The organism is Sphingobacterium sp. BS-2, from assembly GCF_046161205.1.
Lineage (GTDB): Bacteria > Bacteroidota > Bacteroidia > Sphingobacteriales > Sphingobacteriaceae > Sphingobacterium > Sphingobacterium mizutaii.
On sequence record NZ_JBIXGO010000019.1, the window covers coordinates 694,971 to 709,314 of the forward strand.

Sequence of the window (14,344 nt, forward strand, 5' to 3'; positions counted from 1 at the left end):
TACATCCCCAGCGGGGATGAATTATTTTAGCATGGATGGTAAACAATAAAGGGATAATGCAAAAACGATGTTCGATTAATCGAACATCGTTTTTGCGCGTCTTCCAGGCTAACGTGCCATGTCTGCTAAAATAATGGAACCCCTAAAGGGGTTGTATCTCTAAAATTAACAAAAATTTGCCTTCCACTTGCCGGTCATCACATTCCAATAAATTTAGCTCAAATTCTTCCTTCGTCAGATGACAGCAGGAACATGGAAAAATAAAATGTTTATTTTTGATCTTGGTCTATCCTCCCATCCCGTACCCTGAGCGGCGTCGAAGGGCATCCTGGTTCAAAACGCAATTCATCCCTTCAACGACCTAGGGTTAAGAATTAATCCTTTAATGCTCTGGGGTCTCCAGTCTTATCTCTACCCCGGTCTATGCGAAATAAAATGTTGCTTCAATTTATCTAGACCAATATTTTCTTCCACTTTGTCCAATTCATAAACCCAGGCTTTGTCTGGTAAGACCTCCAGGTTTTCTTTGGAATTGATTAGGTCTAGAGGCTTCACCTTAATGGTTTTTTCGATCGGAGGGAAGGCATTGTGTTGCCTTCTTGAGGTCCGCAAGATCTGGAACTCCAAATTTGGCCATTTGTTGATGGCAGAAATATTTCCGGTATAGATCTGATTGTATTCCCGAGCAGGGACGATATTGGCAAAGATCCCTGTGCGTTTGTTTCCGGATGAGTCAGATACAGTAACCAACAATTCAAAGGAAGTTTCATTAACGATAAAGAACTTCACCAATCCTTCTTTCTGTTCACCGGTCAGGGCCAAGAAAATGCCCTTTTCTAGAAACTTGCCTGTTTGCACCACATTCGTTGGTTCCTCGTCCTCTTCCATGCGCATGTTGCCATGCACCAGCGTGATCTTGTCTTCCATCACTGGAATCTCGAATCCTGTGTCATCGGTAACCCCAACTAGGCCATTACTCAAAAATGCAGTGATATGTCCCTCAATGGGTTCATCTACAAACCTTACTAAATCTCCTATTTTAAATTTCATCGTAAACTCTCAATAATATTAACAAAATTATGAATATCCCTTAAATCATTGTAAAGGTGTATTCCTATCCTAATCCCTGTTCCACGGGGAAAACATTTCACGCCCATGTTCATCAGGTTCGGATAAAGTTCTTGTGGGATCTGGACATTGATCAACGAAGAACGCACTTTACGCTCTGCGATGTATGGCAGGATCAGATCCCTTTCCAATAGCAGTCGATACGCTTCATCCGTTAATTCTTTGATATGCTGCTGGATATTTTCCAGCCCTTGTGCTTTCAAGAACTTTAGACTGCTTTGCAAGGTGCCTTGGCTTAAGGTATCCTGATGGCCCGGCTCAAAAAAGGTGTCCAAGATGCTCTTGTGCTTCCACATGGCTACTTTCGGCAATGGAACCTCAGCTTTCAAGTCTTCCAGCATCAGTTTGAAGCTGTCGCTGATCAGCAAAAAACCATTTCCAAAACCAGATAAAAGCCATTTATAACCTGAAGCCCCTAAGGCATCAATGCCTGACTCTGGAAAATTAAAGGGACATGTCCCTAAAAATTGGGTGCCATCAGCAATGATCCAAAGGTTTGGATGGGCGGCTTTTATGCGCTTGATAAAATCCAAGTCGATCATCAGACCTGATATATATTGCACTATGCTCAAGATCAGAACATCAGGCTTGTTTTTTTCTATTGCTTTCTGCAGGTCTTCTTCAACTTGTGCCGATACAGCAACTGAAGTATAATTTAGCTTTCTGTTGACTATGGGATATTGAAGGGATGGATATTCATCCTCCAGTACCAAATAGGTCAGGTCCTTTGGTAGCAAGTCTACCAGGCTGGAGAAACCAAATGAGAAATTCGGTGTCAAGAAAGTGTTTTCGGTTTTCGTCGCGAAAAAATCAGCGACGGTTTCCCGTACTCCATTGATAAATTCCGGTTGTTCATCCCTTAGATTGGAGTTGATATCAAAGAATTCCTGTTCCCAGGTCTTTCTCCAATCCAAGGTAACCTTCGGCAACAAACCATTGCCAGGAGTGTTTAAGTAAATAACATCATTTGGAAGGTTAAAGTGTTCCTTCAAAGTCATAAGGCAAAATTTCTTGTTCGTTTAGAATGGATAAATATTCTTGCTGACTGATCATTTCTGCCCCCATTTTACGCAAATGATCGGAGGGGATCTGACAATCGATTAATTCAAGTCCAAAATTTTTGGCTAAGTGGTATAGCGCAACCTTTGAAGCGTTGGAGACCATGGAGAACATACTCTCGCCACAGAAAACATTGCCTATCTTTATACCATAAAGTCCACCCACTAAATCATCCTCTTGCCAAACTTCTATGCTATGCGCATATCCTTCCTCATGCAACTGTAGATAGGCTTCCTGCATATCTGAAATGATCCAGGTTCCATCTTGGTCCTTTCTAGGGATATTGGCACAGCCCTCAATGACAGCTTTAAAATCCCTGTCAAAGCTGACCTGAAATTTGTTTGACTTTAAGACCTGTTTCAAGCTTTTGGAAACCTTCAGTTCCGAAGGCCGTAAAACAAATCTTTCTAATGGCGCATACCATAAGATTGGGCTGTCCTCATTGTACCATGGGAAGATGCCGTTTTCATAGGCCAGCATCAACCTATCTGTACACAGGTCGCCGCCAATTGCCAAAAGGCCGTCTTCGTCGGCTAGTGAAGGGTGGGGGAAAACCAATCTGTTTTCATCCAATACGTATGGCATGCTATGCTGTTTGGCCTATTCAGGCTGTCTTGGTTCCTTGCTGATCTCATCAAAGATCTTGTCCATATGCTCAACATATTCGTTGGTATCATCTAAGAAGAATTCCAACTGCGGAACGATGCGGGCTTGATTCTTAATACGTGCCCCTAGTTTATAGCGGATTTCGTTGGTTTTAGATTTGATGCTGTCCATGTCTGCTTTGGCAGTTTTGGTGTTCAAGAAGCTCAAATAAACCCTAGCAATGGCTAAGTCAGGAGTGACGCGTACCCTGGTAACGGTAATAAAAGCACCGGGAGCCCAAGAGTTGCCCTCACGTTGAAACATTTCTGCAAGGTCTTGTTGTATTACTCCAGCAAATCGTTGTTGTCTTTTACTTTCTGTTCCCATCTTGTGATTTGATTGAGGAAAGCTGCATTGCATTTCCTATTACAAATATAGGGCTTTTCTATGAACTAATATATTGCAGGGTGGAAGCTTTGCTTGGTTGATAAGCAAATTCTCTTCGTTACTTTTGGAGCCCAAAAGTAACCAAAATCGACGAAGGAGCTCAGGGATACCAATTCCCTTCGTTACTTTTGGAGCCCAAAAGTAACCAAAAACCTTCGGCCCATTTAAGGTGGCTTTTCGCACAATCATCCGCACATGGATAGAATGCCTTGTTGTCGGGAATATCTTTCAATAGATCATCCCTTTTAATGGGATGATCTATTGAAAGCATTCCAAGGCCAATCCCATCGCACGGGTCATCGGCATTCTACCCATTTTTCCGCCACTGGAAATGAGCCGGGGGCTAAAGGACTTCCTGCGGAAGGATTGATGTTTGTAAAATTGGGAACCCCTGGAAGGAGTGAAATATTTGTAGATCCAAGGGATTCCCCATGGAGAACCCACAGCGTGGGTGAAATATTTTTCAATAAACCTGTTTAGAGAAAAAAACAGTTCGTTCGCGGTGCTTACGATGACAGACTCCGCAAAAAAATAAAAAAAATAAAAAAAAATAGATTCTTCGCTGCGCTCTGAATCCCTCTCTGGAAACTTTCAATTCTGAACGATGAGTGAAGAATCTGTACGTTTCTCCCACACTGATCCTGTCATGCTGCACCGAAGATGCAGGACCTGTACGCCAATACAAACATTATTTGTATTGTTCTGAGACTCTTCGTTCCAGAGTGACACAGACAGCAGATGCATATTTTTTGTTTTAAAATAATGTAATCTACTAGATTTGGTCTCCATAGTTCAATAACAATATTTTTCATTGCCAACAGGCTTACATCACCTTTCTTAATAAACCGGTCCAATGTTTAAATCCCACAAGCACAATCTAGGAATCCCCTAAAAATCCAGTTTGCCTTGGCCTAATAAAAAAATAGAAAACACATTTGGGATACAATATTGACCTTATTCGAGACTCATTCCGAATTTTCGCAATTCGAGCCGATTATTTTTTGCTGATTTCCCGAATATGTCTCGAATGAGAGTAAGACTTGTCACGAATATTGACATTGAAAATTATCATTGCTAATGCGAAAAAAAAGCACAAAAAAAAGACTTGTCGTGGGCATGGTGACAAGTCTTTAATCAAAATTAGTTTATAATTGGATAGAATAATTCTTTTCGTAGTTTTAAGACTTTCCGGTCTATCATGTTTAGTAATTTGTAGTTGGCTATTAACCGTGAGTGGAAGCTCACTTATTAATATCATTCATTCCCCTTTACATCACAAACATAGAGCTTTAATTACGATGACACAAGATGTTTTTTAAAAAAAAGTAAGTGATTACTTAATTGTCAAAAGGGATTTTTTGTCCTATTTCTTCATGATTTATTCATCGTTTCTTAATAAAATAGAGTTGAAAATTTTCCGGTTTAAAATCTGTAAATGCTTGTTTAACACTATGCTAAAACGGAAAAGCTTTAACAATAATTAACATTTTACTTTTGCGGGAAATTCTAGCGGAGTTCTCCAAAAATTAACCAAAAAAGAACAGAAAATTCATAAGGTTTTTTAAAAATTATTGAAAGTCGGAAAAATAAAATGGCTGAAATGAATAAGTAATTGTAATTATTGTTGGAAATACTAAAAATGCAAAGGTCCTGTTGCCTTGCATTTTCCTTAGATATTGGTACTTTTGTTCGACAAGATTTTGAACATGAAGATTTGGCAAAAAAATATTGATGTAGATTCCTTTGTGGAAACCTTTACCGTAGGACAAGACCGTGAAATGGACATGAACTTGGCAGCCGCCGATGTACTTGGTTCGTTGGCCCATACCAAAATGCTCAACAGCATAGGCTTAATGACCGAACAAGATTTAGTCGAGGTGCAAAAAGAGCTCAAGAATATCTACAAAGAAATATTGGCCGGAAATTTCAAGATCGAGGATAGCGTTGAAGATGTGCACTCCCAAGTGGAGATGATGCTGACCGAAAGAATCGGTGAAGCCGGTAAAAAGATCCATTCGGGACGCTCCAGGAATGATCAGGTTCTAGTTGACCTTAAATTGTATTTCAGGTCCGAAATCGAGAGCATCTTTAAGAATACCGAAGAGCTGTTCAATCAATTGATCAGCCTGAGCAATCAGTACAAAGCTGTTCTGATGCCCGGTTATACGCACCTTCAGATTGCAATGCCTTCATCCTTTGGTTTATGGTTTGGTGCCTATGCAGAAAGTCTGGTGGATGATCTGCAACTGTTGAAAGCGGCATGGAATGTCTGCAACAAGAATCCTCTGGGTTCAGCTGCGGGCTATGGGTCGTCTTTTCCATTGAACAGAACAATGACCACCAACTTGTTGGGATTTGAAGACCTTAACTATAATGTGGTTTATGCACAGATGGGTAGGGGGAAGACCGAAAGGATCCTTGCACAAGCCATGAGCTCGATAGCGGCAACTTTGGCGAAATTTGCCATGGATGTTACCCTTTTCATCAACCAGAATTTTGGGTTTATCTCCTTTCCGGCACACCTGACAACAGGTTCTTCCATTATGCCACATAAAAAGAACCCCGATGTGTTTGAATTGATCCGTTCGCGTTGCAATAAGATCCAAGCTCTGCCCAATGAAATTGCGATGATGACCACCAATCTTCCAGTAGGCTACCATCGTGACCTGCAGTTATTGAAAGAAAACCTATTCCCAGCATTCCAATCCCTGAATGATTGCTTGGCAATAGCAAAATATATGTTGGAGAATATTACCATCAAAAATAATATCCTGGATGATCCGAAATACGATTATTTATTCTCTGTGGAGGTGGTAAATAATGAAGTGTTGAACGGAGTGCCATTCCGCGAAGCCTACCGCAAAATCGGTCTGGATATCGAAGAAGGTAAATTCCAACCAGCCAAAGAAGTCAACCATACCCACGAAGGCAGTATCGGCAACCTTTGCAATGACCAGATCGAAAGGATGTTTAAAGAAGTGAAAGCAGATTTCGGTTTTGAAAAAGTAGAAGCTGCTTTGGAAAGCCTTTTAGCAGAGTAGGTATTAGATTTAGACATAAGACACAAGACATAAGACATTAGTCCTGGAAAGGTTTAATGTCTTTTTTTTAGGCTGAACGGAATGTCATTAAGTTAACAATGAAAAAACAGATTCTTCGTTACTTTTGGAGCCCAAAAGTAACCAAAACCGACGAAGGAGCTCACGGATACCAAAAATAATTCGAATCCGTAACGCTTCGGCCCATTTAAGGTGGCTTTTCGCACGGGCTCCCACACATGGATAGAATGCCTTGTTGTCGGGAATGCTTTCAATAGATCATCCCTTTTAATGGGATGATCTATTGAAAGCATTCCAAGGCCAATCCCATCGCACAGGTCAACGGCATTCTATCCATTTTTCCGCCAAGGAAATGAGCCAGAGGCTAAAGGACTTCCTTCGGAAGAATTGAAGTTTGTTTTGAGAAATACCTATAAGATTTTGACTCCGGTATAAAAAAATGAATTGATTAAGGAGAAAACCTCAGCATAATAAACCTAAACTTAATGACAAGGGTGAGCAGTGGCGGTGCCAATTCAGCAATCCTGTGCCGAGTCTCGTTCCGCTTGACTATCGGAATAGATCTTGGTCCATCCTCTTATCCCATGAATCCTGGTTCAAATCCCCCCCCCCAATTCCCCCATTAGTTTCCTAGCAAACTTGTTCTTTTATTAATCATGGCTTAAAGTTCGATTAACATAAGAGGTTTAACATTGCGCAACAATATTTACAATTATTAATATTCTTATGCAACCAAAATTTACAAAGCTTTTTTGGCTTTTGTGCGCCGTTGCTATTACTCCAACTTTTGCAGAGGCAGGCCTAAAACCGATCTCCAACCAAACCGAGGTAGTAAAGCAAAACCAGATCAGTGGTCGTGTAGTAGACCAGGATGGCAACCCCGTAGCTGGGGCATCAATTTCTAATCTTACCAATCAAAAGGTGGTTCAATCTGATGAGTACGGTAATTTTTCAATTGAGGGTAAAGAGGGAGACCAAATTCGAGTAACCTATGTTGGTTTTGAAAGCTTGGTTCAAACGATCAGCAAAACCTCAGGCAACTTATTTGAGATGAAAAGTGCAGAGAATGCACTGGAAGAGATTACGATTTCCATTGGTTACCAAAAGATCCGTAAGTCTGATTTGACTGGAGCGATTTCCAGTGTGAAAGCTGATGAGTTAAACTTGACTTCGCCTAAATTATCGCAAGCTTTGGTGGGAAAGGTAGCAGGGGTTCAAGTTTCCCAGACTTCCGGTGCGCCTTATGATGGTACTAAAATCCGTGTTCGTGGTGTAGGTTCCGTAAATGCGGGTTCCGATCCTTTATATGTCATTGATGGATACCCTGCTGGGAACAACCTAAACATAAATCCTAATGATATTGAATCCATTGATGTCTTGAAAGATGCGGCATCTGCTGCCATCTATGGATCTAGAGCGGCAGGCGGGGTTGTATTGATCACAACCAAAAGAGGAAAGCAAGGAAAGAATAATATAGATTATGAAGTTCTTGCTGGATTCGGTCAATTGTCGAAGAAAGTAGACTTGTTGAATTCAGAAGAGTTTATCGACTTATTGATTGATGGTAGAAACAATACCTACAAAGATCTAGTATTGGGAAGGGGACAAACTTGGACCGATAATATGAGGTTTGACAGTAATGAACTTCGGGTGTCCAAAGTCGGAAATGCAGGCGCCATCACTATTCCTGAAGAGTACTATGATTTTGCTACTGGAACGCCCAAAAAAGCAAAGTATGATACAGATTGGCAAGATGAGTTGTATAGAAATGCGCCATTCCAACGCCATAATGTTTCAGTATCTGGAGGAAATGAAAACAACAGATATTTTGTAAGTGGATCATATCAAAACCAAGAGGGAATCATGTTGGCTACTGGCCAAAAGGTATTCAATTTTAGAACCAATGTGGATTCTAAAGTGACCAATTGGTTGAATATCGGTGCGAACGTATCCTTCACGTATAACGATAATAATGAGGTAACTACTGGACGTTATGACCGTAGTCCGTCGATGGCGGCATTGATCTATCTGCCTACCTTGCCGGCTTATAACGAGGATGGTACCTATGCCAAATATCTGATGGCTGAATTGGGCGCCAATAATTATGGGATCCAAAACCCAGAAAACCCAATGGCTTATGTGTCGGAAGTAAAGAATAACCGTAAAGGAAAAAGAGGACTTTATAATGCATTTGCAGACTTTAAACTAATGGAAGGTTTGAATTTCAAATTGAATGGTGGTTTGTCTACCTACGATGAGAAATATGACTATTACCGTCCGACCAGCATTTCAAGTGGAAACTATGCGCCATACAGTGATCAAGCGAAGACTGCAGCTTATGCTGATGCATTGACCAAAAGTTCAATTGATAAATTATTAGAGGCTACTTTAAACTATAATAAAACTTTTGGAGAGAAACACCATATCATGGGTTTACTCGGCTATTCAGCACAGCAAACAGATTTAGATTATGTAGGTGTGAGAGCAAGGGGTTTTCAAAATGATGCCATAGACGAGATTACCAATAAAGGTGCTGATCCTTCTAATTTTCAATTATTGGCAGATAATACCTTTAAGCGTAGGACGACCATGATGTCTTATTTTGGTCGGGTAAACTATTCCTACGAATCAAAATATTTCTTGTCGGCAACCTATCGTAGAGATGCTTCGTCGAGGTTTGGTCCGAACAGTAAGTGGGCGGATTTCCCTTCATTTTCAGCGGGATGGACCATTTCAAATGAAGAGTTCTATGATAATTGGTTAGGTGCAGGGTCTACCTTGAAAATGCGTGCAAGTTGGGGCCAGAGCGGGAACAACAATATTGGAGATTATAGAGCCATTACTGTTTATAGCAACCCAGGGGGTGTGATCATCGGCAATAAGGTGGCTACCGCATATTGGCCAGATGCCATGCGCGACCCGAACCTTAGTTGGGAAACCACTTCGCAGTCCAATGTGGGTTTAGATATTGGGTTGTTGAGAGGAAGGTTGAATGTGATGACTAACTTCTATTTAAGTCAATCGTCGAACTTATTATTTAACCAACCAACCACAGCGGTATCAGGTACAACAACAATTTTGACCAACCTACCGAACAGTAAGGTGGAAAACAAAGGCTTTGATGTACAGCTGGACGCGGCAATTATTAGAAAAGAAAACTTTGATTTTGGCTTTAGCGGAAATATCAATGTCAACAGAAATAAGGTACTGGATCTAGGTGGCGCTTCAACCATTATGACCAATGGTGCTGAACGTTCGTATTTGACGCACATCACACAAGAGGGTAGTCCAATCGGGATGTTCTACGGATTTAAAGTAGCGGGAATTGCTACTGAGGAGAATTACAAAACTGTTGCGCCTTCATCGGCTTCAACAACTCCGTTACAACCTGGAGATCTATATTTTGAGGATGTGGACGGAAATGGCGTAGTGAACGATGAGGATAAAAGGATAATAGGAAATCCGCACCCTGATTTTACTTATGGATTTGCATTGGATGCGCGCTATAAGAGTTTTGATATCAGGACTTCTTTCAATGGTTCACAAGGTAACAAGGTGCTTGATGGATATGATTATTATCTGTACAACATGGAAGGCTCAGGAAACCAATATGCCGATGTGGCACAACGCTATCGCTCAGCTCAGAACCCTGGAAATGGAAAGGTTTACCGTGCTGCTCGTGGTGGTACCCAAAGTAACAGTACGCGCCTATCTACATTTTATCTGCAGGATGGATCTTATTTGAGGATGACCAATATTATCCTTGGCTATACCTTACCATCAGCAGTTGCTCAAAAATGGACCTTAGCTGGAGTTAGGGTGTATGCTAGTGTGGATAACCCATTTACCCTAACAAAATACAAGGGATATAACCCTGAACCAGATTATGATCAACGTGGAAATTTGACACCTGGGGTTGATTATGGTTTGTACCCATTGGTGCGCACCTATAACCTTGGATTGAAAGTAACCTTTTAAAAAGAATTTAATGAAAAAGAGATATTTATTGCCCCTAGCATTGTTGTTGTTCAGTTCTTGTTCTAAAGACTTTTTGAATCAAGATGACCCCAATGCCGTTACTATTCAAAATTATTATAAAACTGAAAATGATGTTTTACTAGCTGTCAATGGGCTTTATCAAGGTCTTCGATTGGGATCGACGATCGGAGAAGGCAGTACAATGTATAATGAAGAACGATCTGATAATTCAGGAAGGAATGATAACCAATCTTCTGCTGGTGAACCTTTTCAATTCAATGATTTTTCGATTCTCCCTAGTAATACCTATTTGAAAACGCATTGGTCAGCAATGTATGACGCGATTTCGAGATGTAATGTATTATTAACGCATGTTGATAAGGTGGAGTTTTCAGATGCAAATCTGAAAGAAAGATATAAAGCAGAAGCTAAGTTCGTTCGTGCACTTTTATATTTCCACATGGTTAGGAAGTTTGGCGATATTCCTTTGTCAACGGTAGAGATTATCTCGAAAGAACAAGCAGAGGAGTTGGCCTTCAGACAAAAAGAAAAAGTGGTCTATGATCAGATTGTGAAGGACCTCACTGAAGCTTTGGCTTCTGATTTACCAGATACACAACATGACTATGCTGTAGGAAGAACTTCTAAGGCGGCGGTGAATGCTATTCTTGGTCAGGTCTATTTAACCATGGGTTCCACCATGGCGGAGAACAAGCAAGCGAATTTCCAAAAGGCTGAGCAATATCTGACTGCTTCTTATGGATTGAGAAAGTTTGGTAAGTTGACTGAAATCCCTTATTCGGATGTCTTTGATGTGAACCAAAAAAGTACCTGTAAGGAATTGATTTTCCAAGTACAATACTTGGCAGGTGATCAGACTTATAGTTCCAGTATTGCCAGGAATTATCAGGCTCGTGGCGAGACGATCAACTCTCAATTTAAATCCACTGGTTCAGGAGAGGTCGTAAAATTGGATTTAGTGAAAGACTATGAGGATAAGGATGTGCGTAAGGATTTCTCTGTGAAGTTTGCAAAAAGCCCACAGGTGAATGATTACTTCGTGACCAAATTTAGAGATGTTAGCACAGCAGCAGGTACTACTGGATGGGGAGGAAATGACTGGATCTTGATTCGATATGCAGATGTTATGTTGTTATTGGCTGAAACCAAAATGAACTTAGGTAAGAATGCGGAGGCAATAACCTTATTAAATGAAGTGCGTTCAAGGGCTGGATTGCCATCTTATCAGGATGCCATGAAACAAGCTGATTATGCATCAAAATATCCAAGCTTAAAAGAGGCGATCTTGCATGAAAGAAGGGCTGAACTTGCTTTTGAGAACCATCGTTGGTTTGATTTAGTAAGAAACTATAATGCTCAGGAATTGGTGAACTATTTCAAAAAGAAAAGTCAGGATGATTATGGCAATGCCAAGTTGTCAAACATCAGCACGAAGGATCGTTACTATCCAATTCCATTTGATGAATACAAATTGAATCCAGAGAAAATGTATCAAAACCCAGGATATTAATAGGGATGAAAAACATTGTCAACAGAATAATAATCATGCTGTTAGGGGTGTGTTTAGTGCAGACCTCTAATGCGCAGGATATTCGAACGGAAGCTACTCCACAAGATTGGGTGATTTCAAAGAATTACTATGCTAGCTATTTATTGTTAAAGGATCCTGAACTGAGTAAAAAGCTGTTTTCAGATGCCCAAATAAAGGAGCTGCTGAGCAAACGCGAGCAAAGGTTTAACCAGTCAAAATCCTGTGCGGATTTAAACTGCATGTTGACAGCCTTTAAATGGTCGGATGGAGAGATAGAAGACATGAAGTCGGCATTTGAGAAATTAATGGTTTCTACGCCAGCGCTAAGGCAGTTGGTTCAGGATAAATTGGTTCCTTCCAATACCTACGATCTAGGAGGGAAAGAAGATCCAAAAGCTTATTTGGTGAAAGCCATTGCCCAAGACATGAAATTCCAGAATTATGTGATCGATGTTTATGCAGGTGGTCAAAAACCAAATTATCCCAAGATTGATTCCATTTCTTTTGATGTCACAAACAAGGGTTTTTTGACTTTGTTGAAAGATGTTCGCCAAGATGTGTTGAAGGATTGTAAGGAGCCCTATCAATTTGCTTTTATGAGCATGTTTACAGCGGTTAGGCTGTTGGAGATCAATGAGCGGATGGATGCAGCACAATTAGAACCTTTGATGGATGGAGAGAACAAGAAGGCTTTTGAGGCAATTAAATCGGTAGATTTTGAACAATATCCCTATAGTCTTTTGTTGGTTTTAGGTGCTGGACCCAATGTATACGATCAACCTATCAGCCCAGGCGGGATGTTAAGAGCTAGAATGGCTGCAAGAGCATATTTTGACAAGCAAGCGCCCTTTATTGTTCTTTCAGGCGGTAGGGTTCATCCATACAAGACCCCATATATTGAGGCCATCGAAATGAAAAAGTATTTGGTGGAAAACCTACTCGTCCCTGAAGAGGCGATTATTATTGATCCTCATGCAAGACATACCACGACAAACCTGAGAAATACAGCCAGGATCATGATGAAGTATGGCTTTCCAGAGGAAAAATATGCCATGGTGACCAGTAGCGAGGCCCATATAGACTTTGTAGAGAAGATGGCTGACCGTTGTATCAAGGAATTAGGCTATGTGCCTTATGAATTAGGAAAACGTATCAATGATGTCGTATTGGAATTTAAACCAAAGCTGGAGTCCATGACCATTGATGCCGATGAGCCATTGGATCCGTAGAAGAGACATAAGACAATAGACAAAAGACATTAGACCTATCAGCGTCTAATGTCTTTTTTATTAATATTAATAAGCTGAGTTGAAATCCGGATCTTGGTCCATCCTCTTATCCAGTAGCCCGAGCGGCATCTCGGCTTCGCTCGATAACCGTCGAGGGCAATCCTGGTTCAAATCTTGCCTCGATACCAAGACGCCAAAGGTCTTTTGTCCTATGTCCTAAAAAAGTCTCAAGACTTTTTTATACAAAACTTATATCTTGTTTCGCTTTCGAACACCTCTCCTGGATTCAGTCTAACTGATGGGAATTTTTCCTGATTAGGGCTATCGGGATAGTGCTGGCTTTCGAAGCAAAGTCCGCCATAGCGCAAGTACTTTTTCCCGGATTTCCCTTGATCGTCGTCTAGAAAGTTTCCGCTGTAGAGGTGGAGGCTAGGTTCGGTAGTAAAGACTTGGAGTTCGATGCCAGACTCTTTGGAATAGGCTTTGGCAATTGGCTCACTGATAGGTTGTTTATTGATGAAGCTATGGTCATAGCCATTAGCTATTTGGATCTGTTCCTCGGGGCTATTGATATCTGTTGCCAAGAGTTTGGGTTGGCGGAAGTCGAAAGCGGTACCTTCGACAGGATAGATATCGCCCGTTGGGATTTGATTTTCATTGAGTGGGAGAAATTCATCCGAAAGAATGGTAACCTCGTGGTTCAAGGTGTCGCCATTTCCCTCTCCATTTAAATTGAAATAAGCATGGTTGGTCAGATTGAGGACAGTTGGCGCATTTGTAGTGGCTCTGTACTTGATAATGATTTCATTCTCATTGCTCAATTCATAGGAAACGGTTGTTTTTAATTCACCCGGGAAGCCTTCCTCTCCATCTGGAGAAACATAATAGAAATCGACTTGTTTATTGAAGCTGACCTGTCTGTCCCATACACGGTTGTGAAAACCATCGACTCCGCCATGCAGGCAATTACTGCCATTGTTCTGTGCTAAGGTATATTCCTTTCCATCAATGGCGAATTTACCATTGGCAATACGGTTACAGAACCTTCCGACTGTTGCTCCATGATAATATTGTTTCGCTTGAAGGTAGTCTTGTATGCCATTAAACCCTAAAACCACATCGATAAGGTCGCCGTTTTTGTCGGGAACCAAAGCGCTTACTAGTCTAGCACCATAATCTGTCAACGCGATTTGCATTCCTGCTCGGTTGGTAAGGGTGATGAGATGGGTGTTTTTGCCATTCAATTTACCTTCAAAGTCTTTAGGAAGAGGGAGTTTATAAGTCGTCATTATGTTTTAATTGCTTCT

10 protein-coding genes are annotated in these 14,344 nt (G+C 40.9%); 4 read left to right on the forward strand and 6 right to left on the reverse strand.

Translation table 11 applies throughout. The features are described 5' to 3' along the window. Positions 1-411 precede the first annotated feature (411 nt). The 5 genes from ACK2WI_RS14865 to ACK2WI_RS14885 all read right to left on the reverse strand — a co-directional run bounded on the left by ACK2WI_RS14865 (position 412) and on the right by ACK2WI_RS14885 (position 3,490). Positions 412-1,050: a hypothetical protein gene (locus ACK2WI_RS14865; RefSeq protein WP_409151490.1), complete on the reverse strand. Its 639-nt coding sequence runs from the start codon at positions 1,048-1,050 to the stop codon at positions 412-414. Beyond that, entirely contained in the window at positions 1,047-2,126 is a 1,080-nt protein-coding gene (locus ACK2WI_RS14870) for an aminotransferase class V-fold PLP-dependent enzyme (RefSeq protein WP_409151491.1), read from the reverse strand. Before ACK2WI_RS14870 ends, ACK2WI_RS14865 begins: the two co-directional genes overlap by 4 nt. Beyond that, positions 2,104-2,772: a leucyl/phenylalanyl-tRNA--protein transferase gene (gene aat, locus ACK2WI_RS14875; protein WP_409151492.1), complete on the reverse strand. Its 669-nt coding sequence runs from the start codon at positions 2,770-2,772 to the stop codon at positions 2,104-2,106. Before aat ends, ACK2WI_RS14870 begins: the two co-directional genes overlap by 23 nt. Before the next feature lie 15 nt (positions 2,773-2,787). Further along, positions 2,788-3,159 (reverse strand): 30S ribosome-binding factor RbfA, encoded by a 372-nt coding sequence (gene rbfA, locus ACK2WI_RS14880; RefSeq protein ID WP_093101568.1) that lies wholly within the window; start codon positions 3,157-3,159, stop codon positions 2,788-2,790. 160 nt (positions 3,160-3,319) lie between these two features. Next, positions 3,320-3,490, reverse strand: coding sequence for a hypothetical protein (locus tag ACK2WI_RS14885; RefSeq protein ID WP_409151493.1), 171 nt, complete (start codon positions 3,488-3,490; stop codon positions 3,320-3,322). 1,435 nt (positions 3,491-4,925) lie between these two features. Here ACK2WI_RS14885 and argH point away from each other — a divergent pair. From argH to ACK2WI_RS14905, 4 genes are all read left to right on the forward strand, one after another. Then, positions 4,926-6,260 (forward strand): argininosuccinate lyase, encoded by a 1,335-nt coding sequence (gene argH / locus ACK2WI_RS14890; protein WP_409151494.1) that lies wholly within the window; start codon positions 4,926-4,928, stop codon positions 6,258-6,260. A 744-nt stretch (positions 6,261-7,004) separates the two neighbouring features. After that, positions 7,005-10,256, forward strand: coding sequence for a SusC/RagA family TonB-linked outer membrane protein (locus ACK2WI_RS14895; protein ID WP_409151495.1), 3,252 nt, complete (start codon positions 7,005-7,007; stop codon positions 10,254-10,256). A gap of 10 nt (positions 10,257-10,266) precedes the next feature. Then, a complete protein-coding gene (locus ACK2WI_RS14900; protein WP_409151496.1) occupies positions 10,267-11,787 on the forward strand; it encodes a RagB/SusD family nutrient uptake outer membrane protein in 1,521 nt (506 codons plus the stop codon). A gap of 5 nt (positions 11,788-11,792) precedes the next feature. Further along, positions 11,793-13,037, forward strand: coding sequence for a YdcF family protein (locus ACK2WI_RS14905; RefSeq protein WP_409151497.1), 1,245 nt, complete (start codon positions 11,793-11,795; stop codon positions 13,035-13,037). 227 nt (positions 13,038-13,264) lie between these two features. Here the strand turns inward: ACK2WI_RS14905 and ACK2WI_RS14910 are convergent, their stop codons facing one another. Beyond that, positions 13,265-14,326 (reverse strand): aldose epimerase family protein, encoded by a 1,062-nt coding sequence (locus ACK2WI_RS14910; RefSeq protein ID WP_409151498.1) that lies wholly within the window; start codon positions 14,324-14,326, stop codon positions 13,265-13,267. Positions 14,327-14,344 lie beyond the last annotated feature (18 nt).

Bases quoted from the DNA above. Each gene is read 5' to 3' on its own strand.
- ACK2WI_RS14895 (WP_409151495.1), top strand. From the start codon at position 7,005: ATGCAACCAAAATTTACAAAGCTTTTTTGGCTTTTGTGCGCCGTTGCT.
- argH (WP_409151494.1), top strand. From the start codon at position 4,926: ATGAAGATTTGGCAAAAAAATATTGATGTAGATTCCTTTGTGGAAACC.
- ACK2WI_RS14870 (WP_409151491.1), bottom strand. From the start codon at position 2,126: ATGACTTTGAAGGAACACTTTAACCTTCCAAATGATGTTATTTACTTA.
- rbfA (WP_093101568.1), bottom strand. From the start codon at position 3,159: ATGGGAACAGAAAGTAAAAGACAACAACGATTTGCTGGAGTAATACAA.
- aat (WP_409151492.1), bottom strand. From the start codon at position 2,772: ATGCCATACGTATTGGATGAAAACAGATTGGTTTTCCCCCACCCTTCA.
- ACK2WI_RS14885 (WP_409151493.1), bottom strand. From the start codon at position 3,490: ATGCTTTCAATAGATCATCCCATTAAAAGGGATGATCTATTGAAAGAT.
- ACK2WI_RS14910 (WP_409151498.1), bottom strand. From the start codon at position 14,326: ATGACGACTTATAAACTCCCTCTTCCTAAAGACTTTGAAGGTAAATTG.
- ACK2WI_RS14865 (WP_409151490.1), bottom strand. From the start codon at position 1,050: ATGAAATTTAAAATAGGAGATTTAGTAAGGTTTGTAGATGAACCCATT.
- ACK2WI_RS14905 (WP_409151497.1), top strand. From the start codon at position 11,793: ATGAAAAACATTGTCAACAGAATAATAATCATGCTGTTAGGGGTGTGT.
- ACK2WI_RS14900 (WP_409151496.1), top strand. From the start codon at position 10,267: ATGAAAAAGAGATATTTATTGCCCCTAGCATTGTTGTTGTTCAGTTCT.